Raw genomic sequence first — 25,282 nt, 5'->3', positions numbered from 1 at the left:
CAATGAGATAGGTGGCGATGGCACGAATGAAAAGTTCAGACAATGGATGAGCTGATTCGACCTCCCCACGCCGTCACCCGCCGTCACCGCACTGTCACATCCATCTGCTGTGCTGGGTCGCATTCCGCTTCTGGCAAAGGATTCCGGCCATGTTCTCCGTGCTGCGCCCGCACCGCCTCAAACTCGCCCTGCTCCTGCTGGCGGCCAACCTCGGGTTGATCCTGCACTTGGCCAGCGGCGAACTCAAACCCGTCGCCGAATGGGTCTGGCTGGACATCCTCGGCGAAGGTGGCTCGGCGCTGCTGGCGCTGGTCTGGCTGGGGCTGGTGCTGAAAAGCCGCCCGGCCGGACGGGTCACCAACTACCTGATCCTGGGCCTGGGCTGCATCTTCTTTTCCTGGTGGATCGACAGCCTCGATGAATTCATCCGCCTGCCCGACAGCATCACCTGGGACCACTGGCTCGAATCCGGGCCGATGCCGGTGGGCATGATACTGCTGACCCTCGGTATCTATCACTGGCACCGGGAGCAACTGGCAATCAACGGGCAGATGGAGAAGCGCGAGCGGCTGTTCCGTGAGCATCGTCTGTTCGACAAACTCACGCCGTTGGGCGGCGCCGATTTTCTCAAGCACGAACTGTCCGCCAGCCTGGAAGACAGTCGACGCCGCCAGCAACCCTTGTCGCTGCTGGCCCTGGACCTGGACAACTTCACCGCCATCAACCAGCGCTTCGGCCACGGCGAAGGCGATGCGGTGCTCCAGGCCGTCAGCCAGTTGCTGGTATTGAACCTGCGGCGCCAGGATCTGCTCTGCCGGCTGGCCGGCGATCGCTTCGTGGTGCTGCTGCCCGACACCGGCGAGAGCCAGGCCCGACGCCTGGCCCTGGAACTGGAAATTGCAGTGCGCAGTCTGGCCCACAAGACCAGGCTACACAGCGAACGGTTGCAATTGGTCGCCAGTACGGCGGTGGTGATGGCGTTCGACGAGTCCCCCGAGGCCTTGCTCAAACGCCTGAACCTGGCGCTGGCTCAGTCCCGGACCACGTTGGCGAAAAGCGCATGACCCTCAAGACATGCTGGTACGAAACCGACAGCCGCTTCATTCCGGGGCACTATCAACCTGCCGCACTGATCGACCTGGCGCTGTCGCGGGACATCGACAGCCATCGCCTGTTGCGCGGCACCGGCTTGTTTCACGACGATATCCTCGCCGGGCAGAGCCGTATCAGCCCGCAGCAGTTCCTCGGCCTGATCGACAATAGCCGGCGCCTGCTGGATGCCAGCGACAGTAGTTTCCTGTTTGGCCAGCGGCTGTTGCCGGGCCACTACGGGCCTGCGAGCCACGCCTTGCGCCACGCGCAGAATCTGCATCAGGCCCTGCAGACCCTGATCGACCAACAGGCGCTTCTCAGCCCGTTGGCCGCCCCGAGGCTGCTGCTGGACGAGCACTATGCCTATGTCCATTGGCTGGACAGCTGCGGCGCCGATGAACAATGGCGCTTCGTACTGGAGGCGAGCATGACCTCGATGGTGGCGATGAGCGCCTGGCTCAGCGGCGAACGCCTGCCCTGGCAGTGCAGCTTTCGCCACAGCGAACCGCGCTACGTCGAGCAATATTGGGTGCATCTGGGTGAGCACACCCAGTTCGACCGCCCCCTGGACCTGATGCGCCTGCCCCGCCACTGCCTCGCCAAGCCCTGGCCCAACGTTTCCGCCACCGCCGGCCAGGTGGCGCGGATCGAAGCCCGGGAACAGCTCGATCAACTGGGTTTCGCTTCAAGCTTCCTGGATTGTATCTATGACTACCTGCACACTCATGTGCAGCAGACGCCCAGCCTGGAACAGACCGCCCAGGCCTTCGCCATGAGCCCGGCAACCCTCAAGCGCAAGTTGCACAAGCACCACACCGGGTTCCAGCAACAGGTGGACCGGGTGCACACCCATGTGGCGTTGTATTTGTATCAGGTCAAGGGCTTCAGCAACGAGGAAGTGGCGCAGTACCTGCGCTTCAACGATACGGCGAACTTTCGGCGCTCGTTCAAGCGCTGGACCGGCAGTACGCCGAATCTGATCCGGCAATTGCTGATGTTGGGCTGAACTGTGGGAGCAAGGCTTGCTCCCACAGATAAATTCCCTGTGGGCTCAGTGCCCGCGAATGTAATGCTCCAACTGCCGGATCAAATCCGCCTGCTCGACAATCGCCTCTTTCACCAGGTCACCAATGGACAGCAGGCCGATCAACTGCCCGTTATCCAGCACTGGCAGGTGCCGCAAGTGGCTGTCGGTCATGACTTCCATGCAGCGGTCGATGCTCTGCTGGCTGTCGGCGGTGACCACTGGCGCGCTCATGATGGTGCGCACCGTCGTCCCCACCGATGAGCGCCCCTTGAGCACCATCTTGCGCGCGTAGTCCCGCTCGCTGAACACACCCACCACCTGGCCGTCCTCGATCACCGGCAGCGCGCCGACATTTTTTTCGGCCATGATCTGCAGCGCCTCGAGCACCGTCTGCTCCGGTGCGATGCTGTGGACCTGCTGGTTCTGCACACTCTTGAGTCTTACCAGTTGGGCGGCGGTTTTCATTGTTCATCCCCAATTTCAATAGTAGGAGCTGTGTACGCGCTGTGTAGGAGCGTAGGAGCTGTCGAGTGCAACGAGGCTGCGATCTTTCCCCGAACACTTGAATCTCAAGTGAAAGATCAAAAGATCAAAAGATCAAAAGATCGCAGGCTCCGCCAGCTCCTACAGAGTCCAGCTGGAGCAGGCTCTCTCGCCATAACGCCGCACAAACACAGCCATTGCGCTGGTCAGTCTTCGCCAATCTCCACCACATCGCCATTGAGCCGCACCGGCCATACCCGCAGGCTTTGTTCCGGGTACTCCAGGCAGTGGCCGTCTTCCAGGCGAAAATGCTGCTTGTACATCGGCGAGGCAATCACCAGGTCACCCTTGATGCTGCCCAACAGACCGCGGCCGATGACGTTCGCACCCGACTTGGGGTCGCGGTTGTCGATGGCGTACAGCGGCTTGTCCTGATGCTCGGGCAGGTACAGCAACGCCACTTGGCTGCCGTCGTGCCAGGCGACCACGCCAGAGTTGGGCACCAGGTCCTCGCGGCTGCACAGGGCACGCCATTGCAAGGGTTCCTGGGCGACTTCGCAGGCGGGAATACGAACGACGTTTGACTGGCTCATCAGAGCACCTCCTCGGTAACGGGAATCAGGTGGAGTTCATGGGCGTGAACCGGCCGGCGCTGGCCGCGTTCGCGGACGAAATGAACGTCCGGATCGCCGCGCTTGTCGTTGACGAAGGTGCGGAAACGCTTGAGCTTCTCCGGGTCCTTCAAGGCATTGGCCCATTCGCATTCGTAGCGGTCGACCACCAGTTGCATCTGCGCTTCGAGCTCGGCGCCCAGGCCCAGGCTGTCGTGGATGATCACGTCCTTGAGGTAGTCCAGGCCGCCTTCCAGGCTTTCGCGCCAGACCGAGGTCCGTTGCAGCTTGTCGGCGGTACGGATGTAGAACATCAGGAAGCGGTCGATGTAGCGGATCAGCGTGGCGTCATCCAGGTCGGTTGCGAACAGCTCGGCGTGACGCGGGCGCATGCCGCCGTTGCCGGCCACGTAGAGGTTCCAGCCCTTCTCGGTGGCGATCACGCCGACGTCCTTGCTCTGGGCCTCGGCGCACTCGCGGGTGCAACCGGACACCGCGAACTTGAGCTTGTGCGGCGAGCGCAGGCCTTTGTAGCGATCTTCGATGGTCAGGGCCATCTGCACGCTGTCCTGCACGCCGTAGCGGCACCAGGTGCTGCCCACGCAGGATTTCACCGTGCGCGTGGATTTGCCGTAGGCATGCCCGGTTTCAAAACCGGCTTCGATCAGCTCGGCCCAGATGTCCGGCAACTGGTGCAACTGGGCGCCGAACAGGTCGATGCGCTGGCCGCCAGTGATCTTGGTGTAGAGGTCGTATTTCTTGGCGACCACGCCGATGGCGATCAGCTTGTCGGCGGTGATTTCCCCACCGGCGATACGCGGTACCACCGAGTAAGTGCCGTTTTTCTGCATGTTCGCCATGAAGGTGTCGTTGGTGTCCTGCAACGGCACCAGGGACGGATCCATGATCGGCTGGTTCCAGCACGACGCCAGGATCGAGCCCACCGCCGGCTTGCACAGATCGCAACCGGTGTGGCCGCGGCCGTGCTTGGCCAGCAGTTCGTCGAAACTGATGATGCCTTCCACCCGCACCAGCGCATACAACTCCTGGCGGGTGTAGGCGAAATGTTCGCACAAGCTCTTGTCGACGCTGACGCCGCGGGCAGTCAATTCATGTTCAAAGACTTGCTTGACCAAGGCCGCGCAACCACCACAACCGGTACCGGCCTTGGTGTCGCATTTGAGCTGGCCCAGATCAGTGCAGCCACCGTCGATGGCCGAGCAGATCGAGCCCTTGGTGACGTTGTGGCACGAGCAGATGGTGGCGGTTTCGGGCAACGCCGCCGGGCCCAGGGTCGGAGCGCCCTCGGACGACGGCAGGATCAGGCTGGCAGCGTCCTTGGGCAAAGCGATGCCGTTCTGCATGTATTGCAGCAAGGTGTCGTAGTAGCTGTTATCGCCCACCAGCACCGCGCCGATCACGCGCTTGCCGTCGGCGGCCACCACCAGTCGCCGGTAGCTGGCGCTGGTTTCGTCGATGAATTGGAAGCTGCGCGACCCCGGGGTGTTGCCATGGGCATCGCCGATGGAGCCAACGTCCACACCCAGCAACTTGAGCTTGGTCGACATGTCGGCGCCGGTGAAGGCTTCCGCGCTTTCGCCGCACAGCCGGGCCGCGACATTGCGGGCCATTTGGTAGCCCGGGGCGACCAGGCCGAAAATGCTGCCGTTCCAGGCCGCGCATTCGCCGATGGCGTAGATGTCCGGGTCGCTGCTCTGGCAATGATCGTCGATCACCACACCACCGCGCGGGCCGATCTGCAGGTCGCTTTGGCGAGCCAGGGCATCCTGGGCACGGATGCCGGCGGAAAACACGATGAGGTCGGTTTCCAGGAAATCGTCGTCGCCGAAGTTCATCCGATAACGGTACTGCTCACCGGCGCTGATGGACTGGGTGCCCTTGGACAGGTGCACGCCGACGCCCAGCTTCTCGATACGGGCCTTGAGGGCCAAGCCGCCCTGGGGGTCCAATTGCACCGGCATCAGCCGGGGGGCGAATTCCACCACGTGGGCCTCCAGGCCCAGGGTCTTGAGGGCGTTGGCCGCTTCCAGGCCCAGCAGGCCGCCACCGACCACCACGCCACGGCGGGCATTGCTGGCGGCGGCGCGGATCGCGTCCAAGTCCTCCAGGGTGCGATAGACCAGGCACGAATCGCCTTCGGCACCTTCAATCGGTGGCACGAACGGGTAGGAACCGGTGGCGAGCACCAGTTTGTCGTAGTGAAGGCGATCATCGGCGGTCACCACCTGATGCGCGTCACGGTCGATTTCCAGCACCGGCACACCCAGGTGCAACGTCACGCCGGGGGTCTGGTACAACGACGCTTCGCCAAGGGCCAGGGACTCGGCATCGCGGCCCGAGAAGTACTCGGACAGGTGCACACGGTCGTAGGCACGCATCGGCTCTTCGCTGAACACATGCACACGGTAATGATTGAGGGCACCGCGCTCGATCAGTTGCTCGACGCAGTGATGGCCGACCATGCCATTGCCGATCACGATCAGCGTTTGCAGCTTGTTCAGAGAAGCAACGTTGGAATTCATAAAAAGCACCCGACAAAAGCCCATCACGATTTTGAAAGCAAAAAAAAGACGCCTGAAACCTTGCGGTTCCAGGCGTCTTTGCCTGTTCTGTGCGGTATCGGCCCGGCGACTGCGCCTTGACCTACCGTTGTCCCCCGACCTGCTGGCACTCGATCTTCGTTGACCGACGGGGCTGCCCACTCGACTGTGTTCGCGGTGGGCCTGGTTAGCCTCTTGCAGCGAGCGTGCCAAGCCTCGTCCAGCCCCTATTCACCGTCGCGCATTCACCGCTAATCCCCTGTGGGAGCGGGCCTGCCCGCGAAGACGCCAGCTCAGTCACCGCAAGCCAACCGGCGCCCGCCTCCGCTGCGCAAGCACCGCCAACTGCCTTGCGATGGTGCGATCACCGCGCCTGCGGCTTCATAAAAGTGCAGCTTGCCCTCAAGAGGGTTGCTCTCGATATCCGTCGGTCAGTTGGCAAAGAGGCTGAATGTGCTCGCGATAGCGGTGGTTTAGTTTGAAGGAATGTCGACGGTCCTGTTCACCATCGCAACGATACTGGCCAGCAGCTCTTCCTTCGCCTCGCCAGCGCTGATTTCCCCGGTGGCAGCGGCATTGGACAGTGCCTCCGCAGCCCCCAGCATCGCCCGCAAACCGGCCTGGGTGATGCCTTTCGTGCCGGCGAACGGTTCCAGCACGGCGCGGCACTTGTCGAGGAAAATTCCCTCGTATTCGCGCTTGATGCGTTCCAGCTCCGGCGAGCTGGTCAATGCCGCGATCACCCCGGGAATCTCCCGGCCTTGCAACAGCACGCACTCGACGTAGGAAGAAGCAATCACCGCCGCCCGGCTTTGCAGGGTCGCGTCGCTGGCGTCCAGGGCCGCGTCCATCAGCGTGGTCTGACGGGCGTCGAAATCCTGGTACAACGCCGCCAGCAACCCGGACCGGGTGATGAAGTGGTCGTAGACGATGGGCTTGGTCACCCCCGCCTGATCTGCCAGCCGCGCCAGCGTCAGGGCGTCGCTGCCCTCCTCGCGCACCAGTCGCCAGGCGACATCCAGCAATTGTCGCTGCCGGTCATGCCGGGATAAACGACGACGAGGTGAAGACTGCGGATTTTCGTCAGTGCTTGACATGCTAACTTTACCAACCGTAACTTACTAACCGTAACTTAACCCAGCATACCTGTCTTCCTGACTGTGTGACCAGAAGGAGTTTCGCCATGCATGCATTGATCGTTGTGGCTCACCACGACCCTCGTTCCCTCACCCACAGCCTGGCCGAAAAAATCGCCGAGGGCATCACCCGCGCCAACCCCGCCGATACGTTCGAGATCGCCGACCTGGCCGCCGAAGGTTTCGATCCGCGCTTCAGCTTCGCCGACCATGCCGTTCACCACCGCGAAGCGTCGCCGCCCGCGGATGTGCTGGCCGAACAAGCCAGGATCGATCGTGCCGATACGTTGGTGCTGGTCTATCCGATTTACTGGTGGTCCATGCCGGCGCTGCTCAAGGGCTGGATCGACCGGGTGTTTTCCAACGGCTGGGCATTCGATTTCAGCCTCGACAAGCCGTTTGTCCAACAACTGCAGCACTTGCGGGTGCACCTGGTGGCGGTCGGTGGCGCCGATGCCGATAGCTTCCAGCGCCACGGCTACGGCGAGGCGATGACCACGCAGATCGACCATGGCATTTTCGATTACTGCGGCGCCCGCGTGGTGAGCTCCCAACGTTTGCTCGAATCGGAAACCGTCGATCCGCACCAGCATTTGCAGGCCGCTAGCGTTATCGGCCAGCGGCTGTTCACGACGCTCGACGAGACCACACACGCCGCCACCGCCTGCGCTTGACCTCAGAGTGCTCGACCCTGGGCAGCAGACAGTGTCGCGTCACGAGCATAGATATCCGGGATGTACAACGGCTGGCCCTGGCTGTCCGCTTGTGCTGTCCAGTACCCCAGCAGGATCGGCACGGGCCGGGCCAACCGGAATTCATGGGTCGTCTCGGTGGCCAGCAGCGTATCGGTACGCGCGCGTTCGGCCGGGCTTACCAGCAGGTCGCGCAAGTGCATCACTTGCTCGATTCGCACGCAGCCTGAACTGAAGGCTCGCGGACCTTTGCTGAACAGCGCCTGGCTCGGGGTGTCATGCAGGTACACCGAGAACGGATTGGGAAAGCGGATCGCCATTTTGCCCAACGGGTTCTTCGGACCAGGGTCCTGGCGCAGCATGAGGTTGCCCGGGTGCTCCCAGTCGATATCCTCTGCCAGCAACGGCAGGCCTTCACTGTCGAGGATCCGCAGGTTGTTGCGACTGAGAAACTCCGGATCACGGCGGATCTCAGGCAGTTTGTCTTCGCGCATGATGGTGGGGGGGATGGTCCAGCTCGGGTTGAGCGTCAGCCGGGTGACGTGGGACTTGAGCAACGGTGTCTGCCGTTGCGCACGGCCCACCTGGGTGCGGGTTTGCCAGATTGGCTCGCCGCCTCGATAAACCGTCAACTGGGCCGCCGCCACGTTGACCAGGACGCTGTCGTTCTCCACGTCCTGGGCCAGCCAGCGCATGCGTTCCAGATTGATGCGCAACTGCTCGCGACGCATGGCCGGGCTGATGTTCAGCTCGGTCACGGTCCACGGCCCCACCACCCCATCGGCCTGCAGCGAATGCTGGAGCTGGAAGCTCTTCATCGCCTCCACCAGCGTGGGACTGTAGTGCTCGTCGGTCACCAAAGGTGGTGTACTCAAGTAACCTTCGTTGAACAGTCGCTGGGCCAGGGCGGGGACGCGGGCGTCCTGCTTGTCCGGTTGCAACAGCGGCCCGCCCGGTACGGGTTGCCAGTCGGATAAAGGCTGTTGCCGCAGCCGGGCATAAAGGCCGCGCAGGTTGCGATAAAGGTCCAGGTTCGGGCGGGCCTGTTCAAAGGCACTGGCGACGTTCTGCAGGCCCAGCCCGGCGATGGCCAGCACCACGGCCTGGTGATCCTGTGGCGGCGGGTTGGCCTTCCATACCGGTTCCAGCCGGTCTTGGGACAAATAGCCGAAACGCAGGTCATGCAAGGCTTGCAGGTAGCGCTGGCTGATGGCGATGTCGACACAGTGAGCGCCCTGGTCTGCCCCCTGGGCAGGCAAGCTATAGCGCGTTGGATCCAGGCCGTCGTCAGCCAGTTGTTGCAACTGGACCTGCAACGCCATCCGTCGTTCGTCGTCCGCCCAGGCTTGCTGGCCTGCGTTTTGCTGATAGAACGCCTGCAAGTCGAGCAACGCCTGAAAGTCGACGCTTGCCGCTACTGTTGGACACGCGACCGCCAATTGCGCCAGTGTCGTCTGCACGAGCGCCGGATCGCTGTCTTCGGCTGTCGCGACCAATGGCGCAGTGAGCAATAAAAGGCTCAGGTAACATGCGGACTTTTTGAACAACTGCTTTACTCCAATCCATGGCCGTCTCGTTGACGGTGAATTTTGCGACAGGTACGACCCGCCATCATGCAAACAAACAAAATCGGACGGGATGCCGCGAACGAACACCACGCTGGATACGCTTCGCCTGTACAGGGCATCTTGCGCCGACTCTGTCTGGTCATGCTGGGCCTGGGCGTCATTTGCAGCCCGGCACTGGCCGAAAAGAAGACGAATTCGCAAACGCTCTACAACAGCCTCGCCCACGCAGCGCCGGAACTCAATCCCCTGGCGCTCAAAAGTGCCTTGAGCGCCATGCAATGCGCAGTCGCCAATGGCGCCAGCCAAGCCCGCCACCTGGCGGTCATCGACTACTCGCAACCCTCCACCGCCCGTCGCCTGTGGATCTTCGACCTGCGTCAGCAGAAGCTGGTATTGCGCGACCTGGTGGCCCACGGGCAAAAATCCGGGGAAAACTTCGCGACACAATTTTCCAATCGCCTGGGCAGCTACCAATCCAGCCTGGGCCTGTTTCGCACCCAGGAAAGCTACCAGGGCACCCACGGCTATTCGCTGCGCATGGACGGCCTGGAGCCCGGTTTCAATGACCTGGCCCGCGATCGGGCAATCGTGATCCATGCCGCCGACTACGTGAACCCGTTGTGGAGCGTGCGCCAGGGACGCATCGGGCGCAGCCAGGGCTGCCCTGCCGTACGCCCCCAGGTGGCGCGCCAGGTGATCGACAAGCTCAAGGGCGGTCAATTCATGTTTTCCTGGTACCCGGACCCCAGTTGGCTCAAGCGTTCGGCGTACCTCAACTGCCAGCCGCAACAGGTTGCCAGCATTCTTGGCAGCAGTGGCAGTTAAGGTGGCAAGGGATTGCGCCGGGGTAGCCTGCGGTTAAAATGCCGGCCTTTCGAATCCCTGGCGTTGCCTGAATGAATTGCGTAGCCCTTCAAACCCTTCACGCCCATTTGCTGACAGCCCTGGAGTCGGTGCCAGAAGAAACCCGGCGCCTGTTCCATGGCCGCGGGCGCTGCTGGCCGGGCCTGGAGCAAATCACTGTCGACTGGTTGCAAGGGGTGGTGCTGGTCTCGCTGTTCAAGGAGCCGGAACCCACGCACCTGGACGATTTGATCGCGACATTGCTGGCGCTCACTGCGTCGCCGGCCTGGCAACACAGCAAGGCCCATACGCTGGCGGTACAGCACCGCTACCTGCCGCAAAGCCTGACCCAATGGCTGGTGGGCGAGCCCATTGACGAATGGACCCTGACCGAAGGTGGCCTGCGTTACCGGATCGACCTGGGCAAGAAGCAGAACAACGGCCTGTTCCTCGACATGCGCTATGGCCGCGACTGGGTCCGGGCCAACGCCGAGGGCAAACGGGTACTGAACCTGTTCGCCTACACTTGTGGCTTCTCGGTGGCGGCCATCGCCGGCGGCGCCCGGCATGTGGTCAATCTGGACATGTCCCGTGCGGCCCTGAGCCGAGGCCGCGACAACCATCGACTCAATGGCCACGACCTCAGCCAGGTGAGTTTCCTCGGCCACGACTTGTTCAAGTCCTGGGGCAAGGTGATCAACAGTGGCCCGTACGACCTGGTGATCATCGATCCGCCGACCTTCCAGAAAGGCAGCTTCCTGCTGACCAAGGACTATCAGCGGGTATTGCGCCGCCTGCCGGAACTGCTGACGGCCCACGGTACAGTCCTGGCCTGCAGCAACGACCCGGCCACCGGCGCGGACTTCCTCATCGACGGCGTTACCCAGCAAGCACCGGGGCTGGTCTTAGAGCAACGCCTGGGAAATCCGCCGGAATTTCCCGACATCGATCTGGAGTGTGGCCTCAAGGCCCTGGTCTTCAAGACGACGCCTGGCCACTGACCTGGCCCGCAGCAGCTATGGAGCTGTGTAGGAGCTGTGTAGGAGCTGTGTAGGAGCTGTCGAGTGAAACGAGGCTGCGATCTTTCCCCAAACACTTGAGTCCCAAGCGAAAGATCAAAAAATCGCAGCCTCCGGCAGCTCCTACACCGTTCCCGACGTCCACCAGGCGCTGACCAGCTCAGTCGTTATCCGACGCACCAGCGCCTCGACCTCCCGGCTCTTGAGCGAGCGATAGATCGCCATGGTGCGTCGCAACTGATCTTCGGTGAGCGTCACCGGCTGGCCCGCGGCCCAATCCACATCCGCGACAGCCTCGAGCCCTGCGCGGCGCCAGACGGTGTGGTCGCCCTGCGTGAAGGACTCCAGTGGGCTGGGCAGGTCGGCATCCGGCCGCGCCAGGTTATCCAGCAACACCCGGGGCCAACGGGATGGATTCACCGGTTCACTGAACGCATCCACCAAATCGTCATCGACCGTTTCCCAGACCGCCAACCCTTCGGACCAGTCGCGAGACATCAACCCCAAGTAGGGGCGCCAGGTCATTTCTCCGGTACGGGGGGATTGATCATTGTTGTTGAAAGTGTCCTGCGCGTCGCAGAGCCAGTCGATGAACGCCGCCCGCGTCATATGCGCCTGGCGCTGCTCGATGTTCGGATAACGCTCCGCCAGCATGTGGTTCCAAAAGGCGTAGTGCTCGATAAGGAAGCCTTCAAAAGGTACGCCCTGTCGCTCGAGGCGAGCACGCTGGAGTGCTTCGAACATCGTGAAATGCAGTTCCAGCTCAGCAAGGTCTGGCTGTTGCCGGTCCAGACTGCGCGCTTGCAGGCGCACGCGCAGTTGCCCCAGTTGCTGATCGAAATCCGCGACCAAGTCCGGCAAGGGCGCATGAGCGTTCTGGTAGCCGATATAGTGCTGCAAAATAGCCGCCGCCCTCTGGCGATCGCCAAAGGCCAGCCCGAGAGACGAACGGGCATCGGCTTCCCGCATAGCGCCGGAGAACCAATCGATGAACCGTCGGTTTCCGGCGTTGTCGCGGGCAACTTCCAAGGCCCGCTGAAGGCTGGGGGAGATATACAGCCAATCGTCGATGGTGTAGCGAAAAGCCTCGGGCACCATGGCGCGAAGGGCCTGGATTTGCGCGCTTGGCAACGGATTATCCTCCAGCCACAGCCCAACGGGATCTTCCCTCGGCCACTGGACCAGGGCAGGCAGCAGGTCATCCTGGATGTTGGCGATACGGTTTTCCCTGAGGTCGAGAATGAGCATGTCGGATGAAGGTCTGGATAACACCGTCAAAACCAGAGCCGGCACTCGATCAAGCCCGGTGCTGGAAAGCTCCAGCTCCTGGAGGTTCACAAGTTCCGGCAAATCCGGCAGGTCCCGGCAGTTGTTACCGCTCAGGCGCAGGTCCTCCAGGCCGACAGCCGTGCGCAGGAACGCACTGCCCTGCTGATCCAGGCGCAGACCACAGCGCGCCAGGTCCAATGTACGCAACCCGGGTAACGCGGTGATGGCCTGCAACTCCTGGCGGGTGAAATGCAAGTTGTCAGCCCATACCAGATCACGCAGGGAGATCAGTCCGCCCAGGCGGTCGATAGCGGCGACCATGGCGGCACTGGCCCCCGCCTCCCCGCCGCTGCTGATTCCAGACAGGTGCAGCGTCCGTAAATGGAGCGCAGAACCGGCACCGAGCAGGGGCGCAAAGACCTCCGCGTCCATCATGAGCGGATTGTTGCTCAGTGACAGCTCTATCAGCCCGGGCAGCTCGCCCGCGGCCATGGGCACCGCGGTGAGGTTGTTGCCTTGCAGGTGCAGCGTGTCCATGTTGGGGAACAGCCGCAGGAACGTCGAAGGGTCCTCGCTCAGGCCCATGTTCACCAGAAACAACTCTTCTATATGTTCAAAACTCGTGCTGATCGGCGGCAGACGACCGATGTTGTACCCCACCAGCCGCAATGCCAGCTCACTGCCCTCTTGACCCGGATCCGGTGCACGTCGCCAGGCGCGGCGAATTTCCGCGGCTACGGCCCGGCGCAGCGAGAGCCGTGTCTCGGTGTCGAGGCCGTTCTCGGCCGGATGATGAGCGCCCTCATGGACCTCCCACTGACGCAGCTCATGATCCAGTGCGGTCCATTGGTTTTCCAGTTGGGCGACCAGGTTCTCCAGGCTCAAGCGCTGGCGACTGGCTTGTCTGGCCAGGGTCTCTTGAAGCCGCGCCAGTTCACTCCCTGCATAGCTTGGATAGAGTCGCTCAAGACGCGCTTCCAGGCTTGCACTCCAAACCTGCAAGGGAAGCCGTCCACGCCCGCTGAACGGATAACCCAAGCGCCCGTTCAACCATTGCGGGCGGGCGCCACGGGTGCCCAGGGGTTTTATCAGCAAATAGGGGCGCAGGCCTGGCCGATCGTCAAGGGCTTGTGCGAACAACCAGGTCCGCAGGGTGTCGCCCTGCCAGATGTTCAAGCCCAGCGCCCGGCGCGCGTCGTCCGGCAGCGCTCTGAGCAACGCCGCTTCCAGGTCCAGGGCATCGGCGAGTTCATGCCCTTCTTCGTCAAAGGAGCGGTACTGTTCGCCTTCCTGGCGGATGATCTTCAACGGCCCGGTTTCCCCCACCTCCAGCGGATTCGCAAGCTCACGCAGAAACAGGCGCAGGCGCACCCGGCCTTGCAATTGGGGAGCGCTGCCCACCAGGCCCATGATGATGCGGTCCCGATCGACGCTGCTTTCACCGCGTTCCAGGGCACGCAAGGCACGGCTCAGGCGCAGCTCGCGCAGGGCTTCGGCGCATTGACTGCCCAAGCCTTCTCCTACCCGGCCTTCAGTCAGGCGCACGCGGTCCTGGCCGACCGCCTGGCTGGCAAGCTCGTTGGCCATGGATTGCGGCAAGCCCGGAAAAGCCCGGACCAGTGGGACAGCCAGGGGGTCAGCCCCGGAGGTACGGACCATGGCGTCGATCACCCGTCGTGTATTGCGCTGCAGATGCCTGGCCCAGTGCCCGGCCAACAGCCGACTGCGCTCCACGGGCGGCAAGCCGAGACTGCCTTGGCCCAGCACCGCGGTCTGTTCAGCCGTGCTCAGGCCGGCCAGGACACGCTCGGCCCACGCGTCGTGTTCCAGGTCCGCTTTGCGTAGATAGAGCGAGCGCGTGTCGGCCAGGTCACCAATGGGATGAAGGGCCACGCCGTCGTGGTAGCGCAACGTCAGGTCGCTTGGCCAACCCGGCAACTCCACAATGGTCTGGACGATGCGAAAATGCCCGCTTTGCGGCGTTTCATTGCGCAGCAACCGTTCAATGGCGTGCCGCACCTGCTGCCAACACCTGGCCTCGTCCAGGGTATTGGCGAGTATCGCTGGCATCGGCTGCCCCTCTACTTGCAAGTAGCGCAGATGCGCATCGCTGATGCCGACCTGTCGTTGCAGGACGAGGACCGTCCTGTCGTCCAGCTCGGCCGGCGTCTCGGCGAAGTTGCGCAGCAGTTCCAGGCGACCCCGTTGCAAGGGGTTGCGATGCGCCCACTGCCAACCACGGGCACGACTCCACTCCAGGGGCGGGCGCACGCCTTTATGTCCCGCAGGCAGGCGCAAATCCATGGCATCGCCGGTGCCTTGGACTTCAAAGTAACGGTCCTCGATTCGCACCCACGCCTCGTTTGGCGTGCGCCAGACACCCCAGGCGTCCTGCTCCGCTTCCACAGGCGGCAAGTGCCTCGCTTCAAAAGCCCGGACATCGCCATTCCACAGGCGCGTGGTGCCGTCACCCACGGACATGGGTTCCACCGTCCCACCGACGAACCCCAGGTAGGCACCTTGAGCAACGCCGAACAACACGTTGAAGATATGTTCGATGCCTTCCTGGGCATGACCTTCGTTGAAGGCCTGGATGCCTTCGAAGATTTCATACACCAGCCGCACACCCCCGACCGCTGCCGCCGTCATGCCGAGGGGCGCGCAGAACGGGAAGAAGGTCGCAGCGAGCATGAGCGTGCGCTCGACAAGGCTTTCCCAGTAAGCGAAGCGAGCCAGCAGCGCCTGCCAGTCCTGGTCCCGAGTCGGGACCATCAGCGCCGCAGCGTTGGCCAAGGCATGGCCACGCCATTCGTGATAGCCGGCTGGCCAAGGCGGCTCACGCAAATCACTCAAGCCCCAGGCCACCTTGGGCAGGGGTATCCGAATGCGGCTGCCGTCCTCGCCCCGTTCGCCCTCGCGCCACCCCGTGATACGGGCATGGATTTCCTGTAGCACATTAGGGTGGGTCTCCAGCCGCCACTCCACTTGATCATGCAGGGCCGTCCCCAGCCAGGCCTGCAAACGCAGCGGCAGGTAGCGCATCAGGCTTTCTCGATAGCTGCGTCTACGTACCCGCTCGGTCAACTCCGCGGACATGGCCTGCAAGCTGGTGAACTGCTTGAGTGGTGCCACCGCATCATGGGGCATGTGCAGGACGATCGGGCGCACACCTCTGGCGTCCCCTTGCACGCCCCAATACACCCGCGCACCGAACAGCGGCACGGACAGCAACTCCAGCGACTTGACCTCGCAGGCCAGAGGCGCAATGGACCGGGCTTGGAGTTGAATGCCGGCGTAGGCCAGCAGACGCTCACCGGTTTCATCGAGGCGCCCGTCCAATTTCGCCTCGTAGGCGTCATGGGTGAGCAGGCTGCGTGCGTACGCCATGTAGGCGCTGGCGACAGCAGGCACCTCGGCGCCGATGCGCGGCAACCGCCGTTCAAGCACCTTGCGGTAGGCGCCGCCGGCATCCATGCGCCGACACAGGCGGGCGAATTCGGCCGGGGTCGTGGGCAACAAGACGGTATCCGATGGCTCGTTCCATGGGCGGAACTCTTGCGGCTTTCCCTGGATGAACAGCTGGCCCGTGCTGTCGAACTCGCTGCCGGTGACCGCCTCGGTGGGCGCGTAATTGCGCATGGCCGCTTCCACCACCGACAGCGAGGGCTCATAGCGGAAGGCGCCGCGCCTGACCCTTGCCCGGCGTATGGCATCGGCAGCACCGCCGGAGCCATTCACCGCTGGCCAGGCCTGTATCTCCGGCTGGGCTTGCAGCAGGTTGCGGGTGAAGGTCTCCGGCGCCGGCAGGTCGACAAGCAGTGCATTGAGCGCGTCGCTGTCGCGCTGCAGTTGCTGGGCAAGGACCTTGAAACGCTCCTGGTCGGCCCGTGACGCGCGTTTCAGCCAGGTGGGCAACCGGGCCTGGATAAAATCGACGTGGGTATCTTGAGTGGACATGATGGACCTCCTTCCTTGGGGTCGATTGAGCATTGGAGATGCTAAGGCACACTGAATTGATGTGCCTGCGATGCTCGCGAAAACAAGCGCTTTTTGAAACCGCCCAACCGTTGCAAGGGGTTGCGGCCCCAATCAGTCCCCCGCTCGCCCGCTTGCCTTGCTGCGCAGCAAATCGATGAACAGTCCCAACTCCCGGCTCACCGGTTCACCCTTGCGGCGCAGTAACCCGAACGGCGCCAGTTGCACGTCGAGCGCCACCGGCAACGCCACCACCAGGCCCATCTTCAGGTAATCGCGCAAGGCGGTTTCCGAGAGCACCATGATCGCGTCGGTCAGTTGAATCAGTTGCTGCATGGAATACACCGAGCTGCACTCGATGATGTCCGCCGGCGTTGGCAGCGCCAGGCGTTGCAGGGCCTGATCGAGGCCGATGCGTGCCGGACTGGTTTCCGGTTGCAGGATCCACGGCCAGTCGCTGACCAGTTCGGCCAGCGCCAGTTTCTTGCGTCGCGCCAGGGGATGGCCGGCGTGGACCACTACCAGCAAGCGTTCGTTGCCCAACTGTTCGAACTCGTAATGCTCGCTGTCGGTGGCCGCGTTGCGTCGGGCGATGGCCAGGTCGATACGGCCCTGTTCCAACAACTGGATCACCTGGTCGCTGGTGTCGCCCATGATGCGGATCCGCAGTTGAGGGTTGAGGGCCTTGATGCGGGCAATGGAGTCCATCACCAGGTCCGGTGCGGCGCCCATGATGGTGCCGATCGACAGATAGCCGTAACCACCCTGCTGGCGCGCCAGCAGGTCTTCGGCGCAGCGGTCCAGGCCGCTGAGGGCCAACTCGGCGAAGCGGATCAGTTCCTGGCCCAAGGCAGTCGGGCGCATACCCCGGGGCAGGCGCTCGAACAGGTCGCAACCGAACATGTCCTCGATCTCGTGCAGCATCCGGGTCGCCGCCGGTTGCGACATGTTCAGGCTCTGGGAGGCACGATGCAGGTTCTGGCTGGCACTCAGGGCCACCAGCATGTGCAGATGTTTATAGCGCAGGCGGTTGAACAGGCTGCGGGACAGCACGGGATGGGTCATCGAGGGCCTCTTTATCGATACCTTGAGGGTATCGCTTGTTAGCGAGATTCGATTTGTAACGCATCGTTAGCCGGCCGTACAGTCCAGCCCATAAGAACAAATACCTGCTAAAGGAACCCCGCGATGAAGACTCTTCCTGCGTCTGTGCTGGCCAAGATTTCCTGGCGCCTGCTGCCCTTCCTGTTGCTGATGTACATCATGGCCTTTCTCGACCGCGCCAACGTCGGGTTCGCCAAACAAGCCTTCCAGGCCGACACCGGTATCGGCGATGCAGCGTTCGCCTTTGGCGCCGGGGTGTTCTTCGCCGGCTACGCCTTGTTGGAGGTGCCGAGCAACCTGATCCTGCACCGCGTCGGTGCCCGGTTGTGGATGTGCCGGATCATGGTCACCTGGGGCCTGGTGTCGGCGGCCATGGTCTTTGCCCACAACGAAACGAGTTTCTACGTGCTGCGCTTCTTGCTGGGCGTGGCCGAAGCCGGATTCTTTCCCGGCGTCATTCTCTACCTCACCTACTGGTTCCCCTCGGCGGCCCGGGGCAAGGCCATGGGTTTCTTCTACTTCGGCGCGCCGCTGGCGTTCATCTTCGGCAGCCCGCTGTCGGGCCTGTTGTTGGAGCTGGACGGTTTTGCCGGTGTTCACGGCTGGCAGTGGTTGTTCGCCGTTGAAGGCCTGATGGCCTCGGCTGTGGGCATCTGGGCCTATTGGTACCTGGACAACCGCCCCGCCGATGCTAAATGGCTGACGGTCGAAGAACGCCAGCAGGTCCAGGCGCTGCTCGATGCCGAGGACCAGCACAAACAATCCCACGGCCGCAGCCTGCTTAGCGTGCTGTGCCAACCCTCTGTGTTGTACCTGTGCCTGATTTACCTGCTGATCCAGGCCAGCGTCTATGGCGTGGTGTTTTACCTGCCGACTCAGGTCGGCGGTCTGTTGGGCAGCAAGGTCGGGCTGATGGTGGGACTGGTCACGGCAATTCCATGGATCTGCGCCCTGTGCGCGGCCTACCTGATTCCCGGTTACAGCGACCGCTCCGGCCAGCGCCGCCGTACCGCCGCGCTGACCCTGCTGATGGCGGCCGCCGGGATCGCCTGCTCGGTGAGCGTTTCCAGCCCATTGCTGGGAATCGTCGCCCTGTGCTTCGCCGCTTCCGGCTTCATCGCCGTGCAGCCGGTGTTCTGGACCTTTCCGTCCAGCTACCTGGCCGGCAGCGCGGCAGCAGCGGGTATCGCGTTGATCAATTCCTTTGGCGCCCTCGGCGGCTTTATCGCCCCGGTGCTGAAGAATTGGGCCGAAGGCGCCTTCCACTCCCCCGCCGCAGGCCTCTACCTGCTCTCGGTTACCACCGTTATCGCCGCGTTGCTGGTGCTGGGTATCCACTCGCCCGGCCAACGCGCTTCAAAGACGCCCGCCACTGTTTAACTCAAGGAGCTGCATACATGGGTATTCCCACAATCAAACACGTTCGCGCCTTCGTGCTTCGAGGCGGCGGCGCGGATTATCACGATCAGGCCGATGGCCACTGGATCGACGATCACATCGCCACGCCCATGAGCAAATACCCGGACTACCGCCAGAGCCGCCGCAGTTTCGGCATCAATGTGCTCGGCACCCTGGTGGTGGAAATCGAAGCCAGCGATGGCACCGTCGGGTTCGCCGTGACCACCGGTGGCGAGCCCGCAGCCTACATCGTTGAAAAGCACCTGGCACGATTCGTCGAAGGCGCCCGGGTGACCGACATCGAGAAGATCTGGGACCAGATGTACCAGTCGACGCTCTACTACGGCCGCAAAGGCCTGGTGATCAACACGATTTCCGGCGTGGACCTGGCGCTCTGGGACTTGCTTGGCAAGATCCGCCAGGAACCGGTGCATCAATTGCTCGGCGGCGCGGTGCGTGATGAATTGCAGTTCTATGCCACCGGCGCACGGCCGGACCTGGCGCAGAAAATGGGTTTCATCGGCGGCAAGATGCCTTTGCATCACGGCCCGGCCGAAGGCGAGGATGGCCTGCGCAAGAATCTCGAAGCCCTGGCAACCATGCGCGAGCGGGTCGGCCCCGATTTCTGGCTGATGCTCGATTGCTGGATGAGCCTGGACCTCAACTACGCCACCAAACTCGCAGTCGGCGCCCACGAGTACGGTTTGAAGTGGATCGAAGAGGCGTTGCCGCCCGACGACTACTGGGGCTACGCCGCGCTGCGCAACAACGTACCCAAGGGCATGCTGGTGACCACCGGTGAGCATGAGGCCACCCGTTGGGGCTTTCGCATGCTGCTGGAAATGGGTTGCTGCGACATCATCCAGCCAGACGTTGGCTGGTGCGGCGGCCTCACCGAACTGGTGAAGATCTCGGCCCTGGCCGACGCCCACAACGCGCTGGTGATCCCCCATGGCTCCTCGGTCTACAGCTATCACTTCGTCGCCACCCGGCATAACAGCCCGTTCGCCGAGTTCCTGATGATGGCGCCCAAGGCCGACGAAGTGGTGCCGATGTTCCATCCACAACTGCTGGGCGAACCGGTGCCGGTGGAAGGCCGCATGCGCCTGTCGGTCCTTGACCAGCCTGGCTTCGGCGTGACGCTCAATCCGGATTGCCAGTTGCACAGACCTTATCACCGCGAAAGGAGCACGCCATGAACATGCCCCGCAACGCCTTCAAGGCCGCGCTCACTTCAACGCAAACCCAGTACGGTATCTGGGCCGGTTTCGCCACCGGCTATGCCGCCGAGATCATCGCCGGCACCGGTTACGACTGGATGCTGATCGATGGCGAACACGCGCCCAATACCGTACCCAGCGTACTCGGCCAGCTCCAGGCCGTGGCGCCCTATGCCACCGCGCCAGTGGTGCGGGCGGTGACCGGCGACGCCAACCTGATCAAGCAACTGCTGGACGTCGGTGCCCAGACCCTGATGATTCCCATGGTCGAAACCGCCGAGCAGGCCCTGGCCCTGGTGCGCGCCATGCGTTATCCGCCCCACGGCATTCGTGGCGTGGGCGGCGGCCTGACCCGCGCCACTCGTTGGGACGGCGTGGCGAACTACCTCACCACCGCCCATGAAGAACTGTGCCTGATCGTCCAGGTGGAATCGCGCACGGGCGTGGAAAACGTCGAAGCCATCGCTGCCGTCGAGGGCGTGGACGCGGTGTTCATCGGCCCCGCCGACCTGTCCATCGGCCTCGGCCATGCAGGCAACCCGGGGCATCCCGAGGTACAGGAGCGCATCCGGCACGCGGTCGACGCTACCCTCGCGGCGGGCAAGGCCTGCGGCATCCTGGCGCCCAACGAAGCCGATGCGCGTCGCTATCAGGCTTGGGGCTGCCAGTTCATTGCGGTGGCCATCGACATCAGCCTGCTGCGCCAGAGCGCCCAGGCCACCCTCGCCCGCTATCGCGAACCTGCCACCGTTCAAGCGCCGTCGCGCACTTACTGAAGGAGCCTGCCATGTCATCCATTCCTGTGTTCCAGAACTTCATCAACGGCCAGTTCACCCACAGCGAAGCGCACCTGGACGTGTACAACCCGGCCACCGGTGCACTGCTGTCCCGGGTCCCGGCCTCCACCGCCGCCGATGTCGACCAGGCCTTGGCTGCCGCCCGCGCCGCGCAGAAAGCCTGGTCGGCGAAACCGGCCATCGAACGCGCCGGTTATCTGCGGCGCATCGCCGGCAAACTGCGGGAGAACGTTGCGCACCTGGCGCGCACCATCACCCTGGAACAAGGCAAGATCAGCGCCCTGGCCGAAGTGGAGGTGAACTTCACCGCCGACTACCTCGACTACATGGCCGAGTGGGCCCGGCGCATCGAAGGGGAAATCATCACCAGCGACCGGGCCGGGGAAAACATCTTCCTGTTCCGCAAGCCCTTGGGCGTGGTCGCGGGCATCCTGCCGTGGAACTTCCCGTTCTTTTTGATCGCCCGCAAGATGGCTCCGGCCCTGTTGACCGGCAACACCATTGTCATCAAGCCCAGCGAAGAAACCCCGAACAACTGCTTCGAATTCGCCCGGTTGGTGGCCGAAACCGACTTGCCGCCCGGCGTATTCAACGTGGTGTGTGGCGACGGCCAGGTGGGCGCGGCCTTGAGCGGTCACAAAGGCGTGGACATGATCAGCTTTACCGGCAGCGTCGATACCGGCTCGCGGATCATGACGGCCGCTGCGGCGAACATCACCAAACTAAACCTGGAACTGGGCGGCAAGGCCCCGGCCATTGTGTTGGCGGACGCTGACCTGGCGTTGGCGGTCAAGGCGATTCGCGACTCACGGATCATCAACACCGGTCAGGTCTGCAACTGTGCCGAGCGGGTCTACGTGGAGCGCAAGGTCGCCGATCAATTCATCGAACGCATCAGCGCAGCCATGTCCGCCACCCGTTACGGCGACCCGCTGGCCGAGCCCGATGTCGAAATGGGCCCGTTGATCAACCGCCAAGGCCTGGACAGCGTCGAGCGCAAAGTGCGGACCGCCCTGCAGCAAGGTGCCAGCCTGATCAGCGGAGGCCGCGTGGCAGACCGCCCCGACGGTTTCCACTTTCAACCCACCGTGCTGGCCGGTTGCAACGCCTCGATGGACATCATGCGCGAGGAAATCTTCGGTCCGGTACTGCCCATCCAGATCGTCGACGACCTGGACGAAGCGATCGCCCTGGCCAACGACTGCGACTACGGCCTGACCTCTTCGGTCTATACCCGGGACCTGGGTCGCGCCATGCATGCCATTCGGGGCCTGGACTTTGGCGAGACCTACGTCAACCGCGAAAACTTCGAAGCCATGCAGGGGTTCCATGCCGGAGTGCGCAAATCCGGGGTGGGCGGGGCCGATGGCAAGCATGGCTTGTACGAGTACACCCATACCCATGCGGTGTACTTGCAAAGCTGACCGACGATAGACCGAGGCCTGGCCAGAGGCGCTTACCCTTCAAGATCAGCGCCCTGTCCAGGCCGTGCCCATCAGGCTGCCATTCGCTCACACGCGTCGGCGCAAGACCGGCAAGCTTTTGCACAATCCTGGCAGTGTGCCGGTTCGTGTTTGCCGCACTCCTCACCACACGCCCGGCAAATAGCGGCGCACACGTTGCACAGTTGAGCGGCGACACGGCTGTCGCGCTTCATGAGCGTGGCCGCGAGCCGGCAAAGGTCGGCACAGTCACGGTCCAGTTCAATGCACTTTGCCATCATCTGTACGTTCTGCTCATGCAGGCAAGCAGCGGCGCAGGTTTCACAGGCCATGGCGCAGGCGACGCATTCGGCTATGCAAGCTTCGTAACGACTGTTCATGGGAATCTCCTGTTGTGAAGGTCGATTAGGGTGGTTCTATCGCGCCTGAACAGGGCGATATAAGGTCCGACTCGGCCATCAATCCGGAGGTTTCGAGAGAAAAATTACAATTTTGTCAGCCGCTCAAATCACCAAGGTCAACCACGCCGATACCAGCAGCATCACCGCCATGACCCGATTGAACCGTCCCATCGCCACGGCGGAACGGCAGAACCGTGCGGCGCCGCGGCCCAGGTAGGCCCAGGCGGTCATGCACGGGATCGAAATGGCGAAGAATGCCAGGGACAGCCAGAGAACCCGCACGGTGCGGTCGGCCTCCGCCCCCGCGAAGACGCTGACCACCGCCAACGCCATCATCCAGGTTTTCGGGTTCACCAACTGCAACCCGGCAGCCCCCGCCAGGCCCAGCCGCGGGCCTTCGACCGGCCGGTCCGGGTCGATGGCCTGGGCCGGCGCGCTGAAAATCTGCCAGGCCATCCAACTCAACCAGGCGATGCCCGCCCATGAGAGCAGCGTCTGAATCGTGGCATGGCGCGCCAGCACGTCTCCCAACCCGGTGCCGACCAAAAGCACCAGCAAGGCCGCCGCCGCGCAGGCGCCGAGGATGATCGGCACAGTGGTTGCCAGGCCGAAGCGCGAGCTATGGCTCAGCACCAGGATATTGGTCGGGCCCGGGGTGATGGAGGCGACAAACGCGAACAAGGCAAACGGCAGTAACTGGTCCATGGAGCAAGATCTCGGTGAATGATCGATCGCTTGATCATCCCCACGAAGCCGTGGTCAGTCTGGAACAATTGAGCAGCGCTTGCGGTAGTCCGCCGGGCTCAAGCGATAGACGCGCTGGAACCAGCGACCCAAGTGGCTTTGGTCGGCAAAACCGAGCATGGCCGCCACCGCCACGACGCTCTCGCCACCGGCCAGCAGGCGCCGGGCGCGGGCCAGGCGCAACTGGATCAGATAGGCATGGGGCGCCAGGCCAAAAGCCGCCTTGAACGCACGGGTCAGGCGGAAACGATCCACGCCGGTGACCTGCGCCAAGTCGTCCAGCCCGATGTCTTCGCTCAGATGACTGTGCAGATAATCCCGGGCCTGCTGCGCCACCAATGGCAGCCGCGGATCCGGGTTGATCCGCGCCCGCCAGTGCAGGTGTTGGGTCAGGTTGGCCAACAGCGTATCGAGGGCCGTCTGGCGCACGATGCGAATCTCCTGCTCGTGCAGGCTCTGGAAGGCCATGGCCGTGGCACTCGCCAGCCGCACATCGTCCGTCAGGGTGGCGGCAAACCCCAACTGGGCGTTGTCCGGCGCCACGTCGAACAAGGAACGCAATTCGCGCTCCAGCCACTGAGGTTCCAGGTACAACGTGCGGTAGGTAAACCCGTGGTCGTGGGGGGCGTTGCCGTCATGCAGCTCGCCGGGCTCGAGCAGGAACACTTTGCCCGGCGTGCTGTTGTGTTGCTGGCGGCGGCAATGAAACTGCTGCACCCCCTGCTCGGTCACGCCCACCAGATAGGCGTCATGCCAATGGGGATCATAGGCATGCCCCTCGAAATGCGCGCGCACGGTCTCGATACCGGACGTGGCGTCCTGCTTGAGATCGATCCAGTTGCGCGCTGCCATGCCCTATCCCGCTTGGTGAATGTGCTCTTGGCAGATTAACTGCTGATGAGGTGAGTGTCTGGAAGATTTGTGCAGGCCTTTTGGAATTTGGGTCTGCTCGCGAGGGCGTTCGGTCTGTAGATGCATCTGTTGACAGCCCCACCGCTATCGCGAGCAAGCTTTGCTCCCACAGATCTGAAGGGTGTAGGACCAGGAGAGCCAGGTCGGCTATAAGGCCGCCTCGGGCATGCCGAGCCTAGGCGAGGCACCGAGTGGTGGGGCAAAAGCGTTTTGCTTACTTTTGACTGGGCCGGCTTCCGGGCTCTTCAAAAGTGAGCCGCTGTAAAAGCGGAACCATAAGTAGCCGTTACCGCAGCAATGGATATGTACCCAGTCAAAAAAACCCCGGTCGGCTGTCAGACCGCCATCGCGAGCAAGCTCGCTCCCACAGGTTTATAGCCGCCTCAGGCATCCGGAGTGATCGCCGGCAACACCGTCTCCACCGCCAAACGAGCCAGTTCAGCATCCTGCTCAGCCTTGACCCCTGACACCCCGATGGCACCAATGCACTGGCCGTCATGACGAATGGTCACCCCACCTTCAAGCATGCCCTGCAGATGCGGAGCGCTGAGAAACGCGTAACGACCACCATTGATCATGTCTTCGAAAACCTTGCTATCACGCCGCCCCATGGCGGCCGTGCGGGCTTTTTCGGTGGCGATGTAGGCCGACAACGGCGAGGCATCGTCCAGGCGTAGCAGCCCCAGGGGATGACCACCGTCGTCCACCACACAAACCGACACTGCCCATTGACGCTGATGAGCCAGCTCCTTGGCCGCCACCAGCAATTGCGCAACGTCCTGCTCAGTCAATACCGCTTTGGTTTTCATGGATCACTCCGTGCTATGCCACAGGAGGCCCGCGAGACAATCAGGCGCCCGCCCAGCAAGCCGAGGAATATTTCCTTCTGCGAACCATAGCGCACATTCAGCGGCTCATTGAAGCCCGGGGGCCGGCGGCCGGCCGTGGATGATACGAACATCCACCTCGCATCAATGGATCCACCATA

Annotated in this window: 20 protein-coding genes; 9 read left to right on the top strand and 11 right to left on the bottom strand. The window is 62.9% G+C overall.

The window, feature by feature from the left end; genetic code table 11:
* The first annotated feature begins 149 nt into the window (after positions 1–149).
* The gene (locus ASC85_RS17715) at positions 150–1,064 is read left to right on the top strand and encodes a GGDEF domain-containing protein (RefSeq protein ID WP_057450700.1); all 915 of its coding nucleotides are present in this window, start codon (positions 150–152) and stop codon (positions 1,062–1,064) included.
* On the top strand, positions 1,061–2,098 hold the full coding sequence (locus ASC85_RS17710) for an AraC family transcriptional regulator (protein WP_057450699.1): 1,038 nt from the start codon (positions 1,061–1,063) through the stop codon (positions 2,096–2,098). The genes ASC85_RS17715 and ASC85_RS17710 overlap by 4 nt, the downstream gene beginning before the upstream one ends.
* Positions 2,099–2,143: 45 nt before the next feature.
* Here ASC85_RS17710 and ASC85_RS17705 read toward each other — a convergent pair whose 3' ends face one another.
* The 4 genes from ASC85_RS17705 to ASC85_RS17690 form a co-directional block, all read right to left on the bottom strand.
* Positions 2,144–2,584, bottom strand: coding sequence for a CBS domain-containing protein (locus ASC85_RS17705; protein ID WP_003202071.1), 441 nt, complete (start codon positions 2,582–2,584; stop codon positions 2,144–2,146).
* Between the two features lie 224 nt (positions 2,585–2,808).
* Positions 2,809–3,195 (bottom strand): nitrite reductase small subunit NirD, encoded by a 387-nt coding sequence (gene nirD, locus ASC85_RS17700; protein ID WP_057450698.1) that lies wholly within the window; start codon positions 3,193–3,195, stop codon positions 2,809–2,811.
* Positions 3,195–5,756 carry a nitrite reductase large subunit NirB gene (gene nirB / locus ASC85_RS17695; RefSeq protein ID WP_057450697.1) on the bottom strand — a complete coding sequence of 854 codons (2,562 nt, stop codon included), beginning with the start codon at positions 5,754–5,756 and terminating at the stop codon, positions 3,195–3,197. Before nirB ends, nirD begins: the two co-directional genes overlap by 1 nt.
* Before the next feature lie 491 nt (positions 5,757–6,247).
* Positions 6,248–6,871 (bottom strand): TetR/AcrR family transcriptional regulator, encoded by a 624-nt coding sequence (locus ASC85_RS17690; RefSeq protein ID WP_057450696.1) that lies wholly within the window; start codon positions 6,869–6,871, stop codon positions 6,248–6,250.
* An 86-nt stretch (positions 6,872–6,957) separates the two neighbouring features.
* Between ASC85_RS17690 and ASC85_RS17685 the strand changes: the two genes are divergently transcribed.
* Positions 6,958–7,584, top strand: a complete 627-nt coding sequence (locus tag ASC85_RS17685) for an NAD(P)H-dependent oxidoreductase (RefSeq protein WP_057450695.1) — start codon at positions 6,958–6,960, stop codon at positions 7,582–7,584.
* A gap of 2 nt (positions 7,585–7,586) precedes the next feature.
* On the opposite strand, the gene ASC85_RS17680 is transcribed toward ASC85_RS17685, so the two are convergent.
* The gene (locus ASC85_RS17680; RefSeq protein WP_057450694.1) at positions 7,587–9,149 is read right to left on the bottom strand and encodes a L,D-transpeptidase family protein; all 1,563 of its coding nucleotides are present in this window, start codon (positions 9,147–9,149) and stop codon (positions 7,587–7,589) included.
* A 162-nt stretch (positions 9,150–9,311) separates the two neighbouring features.
* Between ASC85_RS17680 and ASC85_RS17675 the strand changes: the two genes are divergently transcribed.
* Together ASC85_RS17675 and ASC85_RS17670 are read left to right on the top strand one after the other, a co-directional pair.
* The gene (locus tag ASC85_RS17675) at positions 9,312–9,995 is read left to right on the top strand and encodes a murein L,D-transpeptidase catalytic domain family protein (protein WP_057450693.1); all 684 of its coding nucleotides are present in this window, start codon (positions 9,312–9,314) and stop codon (positions 9,993–9,995) included.
* Between the two features lie 71 nt (positions 9,996–10,066).
* Entirely contained in the window at positions 10,067–11,014 is a 948-nt protein-coding gene (locus ASC85_RS17670; protein WP_057450692.1) for a class I SAM-dependent methyltransferase, read from the top strand.
* A gap of 141 nt (positions 11,015–11,155) precedes the next feature.
* Here the strand turns inward: ASC85_RS17670 and ASC85_RS17665 are convergent, their stop codons facing one another.
* Together ASC85_RS17665 and ASC85_RS17660 are read right to left on the bottom strand one after the other, a co-directional pair.
* Positions 11,156–16,258: a leucine-rich repeat domain-containing protein gene (locus tag ASC85_RS17665; RefSeq protein WP_057450691.1), complete on the bottom strand. Its 5,103-nt coding sequence runs from the start codon at positions 16,256–16,258 to the stop codon at positions 11,156–11,158.
* A gap of 132 nt (positions 16,259–16,390) precedes the next feature.
* Complete coding sequence (locus tag ASC85_RS17660; RefSeq protein WP_057450690.1) at positions 16,391–17,341, bottom strand: LysR family transcriptional regulator; 951 nt, start codon at positions 17,339–17,341, stop codon at positions 16,391–16,393.
* Positions 17,342–17,464: 123 nt separating this feature from the next.
* Between ASC85_RS17660 and ASC85_RS17655 the strand changes: the two genes are divergently transcribed.
* From ASC85_RS17655 to aldA, 4 genes are read left to right on the top strand one after another with little or no spacing between them, the layout of a single operon-like run.
* A complete protein-coding gene (locus ASC85_RS17655) occupies positions 17,465–18,760 on the top strand; it encodes an MFS transporter (protein WP_057450689.1) in 1,296 nt (431 codons plus the stop codon).
* A gap of 17 nt (positions 18,761–18,777) precedes the next feature.
* Complete coding sequence (gene rhmD / locus ASC85_RS17650; protein WP_057450688.1) at positions 18,778–19,977, top strand: L-rhamnonate dehydratase; 1,200 nt, start codon at positions 18,778–18,780, stop codon at positions 19,975–19,977.
* Positions 19,974–20,774, top strand: a complete 801-nt coding sequence (locus ASC85_RS17645) for an aldolase/citrate lyase family protein (RefSeq protein WP_057450687.1) — start codon at positions 19,974–19,976, stop codon at positions 20,772–20,774. Before rhmD ends, ASC85_RS17645 begins: the two co-directional genes overlap by 4 nt.
* Positions 20,775–20,785: 11 nt before the next feature.
* The gene (aldA, locus tag ASC85_RS17640) at positions 20,786–22,219 is read left to right on the top strand and encodes an aldehyde dehydrogenase (RefSeq protein WP_057450686.1); all 1,434 of its coding nucleotides are present in this window, start codon (positions 20,786–20,788) and stop codon (positions 22,217–22,219) included.
* Positions 22,220–22,290: 71 nt separating this feature from the next.
* On the opposite strand, the gene ASC85_RS17635 is transcribed toward aldA, so the two are convergent.
* The 4 genes from ASC85_RS17635 to ASC85_RS17620 all read right to left on the bottom strand — a co-directional run bounded on the left by ASC85_RS17635 (position 22,291) and on the right by ASC85_RS17620 (position 25,103).
* Positions 22,291–22,617: a four-helix bundle copper-binding protein gene (locus tag ASC85_RS17635; protein ID WP_057450685.1), complete on the bottom strand. Its 327-nt coding sequence runs from the start codon at positions 22,615–22,617 to the stop codon at positions 22,291–22,293.
* A 123-nt stretch (positions 22,618–22,740) separates the two neighbouring features.
* Positions 22,741–23,343, bottom strand: coding sequence for a LysE family translocator (locus ASC85_RS17630; RefSeq protein ID WP_057450684.1), 603 nt, complete (start codon positions 23,341–23,343; stop codon positions 22,741–22,743).
* Between the two features lie 54 nt (positions 23,344–23,397).
* A complete protein-coding gene (locus ASC85_RS17625) occupies positions 23,398–24,234 on the bottom strand; it encodes an AraC family transcriptional regulator (protein ID WP_057450683.1) in 837 nt (278 codons plus the stop codon).
* A gap of 443 nt (positions 24,235–24,677) precedes the next feature.
* Positions 24,678–25,103 carry a GlcG/HbpS family heme-binding protein gene (locus ASC85_RS17620; protein WP_003202104.1) on the bottom strand — a complete coding sequence of 142 codons (426 nt, stop codon included), beginning with the start codon at positions 25,101–25,103 and terminating at the stop codon, positions 24,678–24,680.
* Positions 25,104–25,282 lie beyond the last annotated feature (179 nt).

Origin of the sequence: Pseudomonas sp. Root401, assembly GCF_001425105.1 — a bacterium.
GTDB lineage: Bacteria > Pseudomonadota > Gammaproteobacteria > Pseudomonadales > Pseudomonadaceae > Aquipseudomonas > Aquipseudomonas brassicacearum.
This window is presented reverse-complemented; position numbering and strand designations above follow the sequence as displayed.

Bases quoted from the DNA above. Each gene is read 5' to 3' on its own strand.
- ASC85_RS17675 (WP_057450693.1), top strand. From the start codon at position 9,312: ATGCTGGGCCTGGGCGTCATTTGCAGCCCGGCACTGGCCGAAAAGAAG.
- rhmD (WP_057450688.1), top strand. From the start codon at position 18,778: ATGGGTATTCCCACAATCAAACACGTTCGCGCCTTCGTGCTTCGAGGC.
- nirB (WP_057450697.1), bottom strand. From the start codon at position 5,756: ATGAATTCCAACGTTGCTTCTCTGAACAAGCTGCAAACGCTGATCGTG.
- aldA (WP_057450686.1), top strand. From the start codon at position 20,786: ATGTCATCCATTCCTGTGTTCCAGAACTTCATCAACGGCCAGTTCACC.
- ASC85_RS17630 (WP_057450684.1), bottom strand. From the start codon at position 23,343: ATGGACCAGTTACTGCCGTTTGCCTTGTTCGCGTTTGTCGCCTCCATC.
- ASC85_RS17645 (WP_057450687.1), top strand. From the start codon at position 19,974: ATGAACATGCCCCGCAACGCCTTCAAGGCCGCGCTCACTTCAACGCAA.
- ASC85_RS17665 (WP_057450691.1), bottom strand. From the start codon at position 16,258: ATGTCCACTCAAGATACCCACGTCGATTTTATCCAGGCCCGGTTGCCC.
- ASC85_RS17625 (WP_057450683.1), bottom strand. From the start codon at position 24,234: ATGGCAGCGCGCAACTGGATCGATCTCAAGCAGGACGCCACGTCCGGT.
- ASC85_RS17635 (WP_057450685.1), bottom strand. From the start codon at position 22,617: ATGAACAGTCGTTACGAAGCTTGCATAGCCGAATGCGTCGCCTGCGCC.
- ASC85_RS17705 (WP_003202071.1), bottom strand. From the start codon at position 2,584: ATGAAAACCGCCGCCCAACTGGTAAGACTCAAGAGTGTGCAGAACCAG.
- nirD (WP_057450698.1), bottom strand. From the start codon at position 3,195: ATGAGCCAGTCAAACGTCGTTCGTATTCCCGCCTGCGAAGTCGCCCAG.
- ASC85_RS17710 (WP_057450699.1), top strand. From the start codon at position 1,061: ATGACCCTCAAGACATGCTGGTACGAAACCGACAGCCGCTTCATTCCG.
- ASC85_RS17715 (WP_057450700.1), top strand. From the start codon at position 150: ATGTTCTCCGTGCTGCGCCCGCACCGCCTCAAACTCGCCCTGCTCCTG.
- ASC85_RS17690 (WP_057450696.1), bottom strand. From the start codon at position 6,871: ATGTCAAGCACTGACGAAAATCCGCAGTCTTCACCTCGTCGTCGTTTA.
- ASC85_RS17670 (WP_057450692.1), top strand. From the start codon at position 10,067: ATGAATTGCGTAGCCCTTCAAACCCTTCACGCCCATTTGCTGACAGCC.
- ASC85_RS17685 (WP_057450695.1), top strand. From the start codon at position 6,958: ATGCATGCATTGATCGTTGTGGCTCACCACGACCCTCGTTCCCTCACC.
- ASC85_RS17660 (WP_057450690.1), bottom strand. From the start codon at position 17,341: ATGACCCATCCCGTGCTGTCCCGCAGCCTGTTCAACCGCCTGCGCTAT.
- ASC85_RS17655 (WP_057450689.1), top strand. From the start codon at position 17,465: ATGAAGACTCTTCCTGCGTCTGTGCTGGCCAAGATTTCCTGGCGCCTG.
- ASC85_RS17620 (WP_003202104.1), bottom strand. From the start codon at position 25,103: ATGAAAACCAAAGCGGTATTGACTGAGCAGGACGTTGCGCAATTGCTG.